The sequence below is a fragment of the Lactobacillus sp. UCMA15818 genome (assembly GCF_030400225.1).
Taxonomy (GTDB): Bacteria; Bacillota; Bacilli; order Lactobacillales; family Lactobacillaceae; genus Liquorilactobacillus.
This window is the reverse complement of the sequence record NZ_VJYB01000037.1, coordinates 1-1,214: the sequence shown is the minus strand read 5'-3', so window position 1 is coordinate 1,214 and position 1,214 is coordinate 1. Positions and strand designations below refer to the sequence as shown.

The following is a 1,214-nucleotide window of genomic DNA, read 5'->3' as shown; positions in this document are numbered from 1 at the left end:
TTGTTTTTGAAGGTGCTGGCTGCAACCAGTGCTTTTTTTATTTTCAATTATACCAAAAGAGCTACACTAGAAAAATTATTATTTTTTCTAATGTGGCTCTTTTACTTAGGACTTATGGCACAGCCCCTTATTTTAGACTTATAATCTGAAATCTGACACTAATTGAAATGATTAAAACTATCATTTCATTCTTAATTAATATTCAACTATAACTGATCCTTTTTCGTCATCATTCTTGTCTTGTTCATTATCTGAAATACCACTATTTTCTGTTAAACTCTTATAATAGGCAGCATAAGTTGCTAATTTATATGGAGTTACCCAAATGAAACCTAATCCCAGGGTCAGTATTGCCACTATATCCCATCCAATAAAGCTTAGCTTAAGAACAAAAAATTCAAACTTATGACCCACCATCAATTCTCTGCTTTTTGTAATATAATCTAAGAAATTAAAGTCATCAGCATTTTTTGCTTGTGACATATCCTTGTATACAAAATATGTTTGCGAATAAGCAAATGATTTTATAATTCCTGGAATAATAAGTAACAACGACCAAAAAAATACAAAAATATTGATTAAAATGTACAATACAAGAATTCCTAGAAAATTCCTTTTTGTAAATACACTAAACGCACCCTTAAGCACGCTAAAATCAGCATTTTTTGTTCTTAACCAGTCTAAGAAAGTAAAACCAATCCCCGTCAAAAGCATTGTTACTATAATTCCTCCAGCACTATTGCCAAGAAGATTCCCATGTTCAAATGTACCACCAGTAGTATCAACTGTAGATATTCCCTTCATCACACTATCACTATATTCTGCAAATACTATGGCCAGCAGCATTATAGCAAAAAAGCCTATAATTGTTACAATAATTTGAAATATCACAGGGATAAGTGCTAACTTAATTGCTTGCCCCCAATGTCCTTTGAAGGTCACCTTTACCTCATCTTTTAGTTCTTTACGTGTCTTCATTTTTTAAAACCCCTATTCTTTTATTCCTATTATGTATTATACTTTAAAAAACAGTATTTTTATACGAAAAGGACACTGATATTAAAAATACCAGTGTCCTTTTTGATTTGCACGGCAACGACCTATCCTCGCAGGGGGCGATCCCCCAACTACTATCGGCGCGAAGAAGCTTAACTTCTGTGTTCGACATGGGAACAGGTGTATCCTTCTTGCCATCATCACCGCACTCTTTTGCT

At 33.4% G+C, this 1,214-nt stretch carries 1 protein-coding gene and 1 rRNA gene; both read right to left on the bottom strand.

Annotation, left to right across the window (positions count from 1 at the left end):
* Positions 1–195: 195 nt before the first annotated feature.
* Positions 196–978: a DUF975 family protein gene (locus tag FFX44_RS12565; RefSeq protein WP_289981782.1), complete on the bottom strand. Its 783-nt coding sequence runs from the start codon at positions 976–978 to the stop codon at positions 196–198.
* A gap of 109 nt (positions 979–1,087) precedes the next feature.
* A 5S ribosomal RNA gene (gene rrf, locus FFX44_RS12560) occupies positions 1,088–1,204 on the bottom strand.
* Positions 1,205–1,214: the final 10 nt, after the last annotated feature.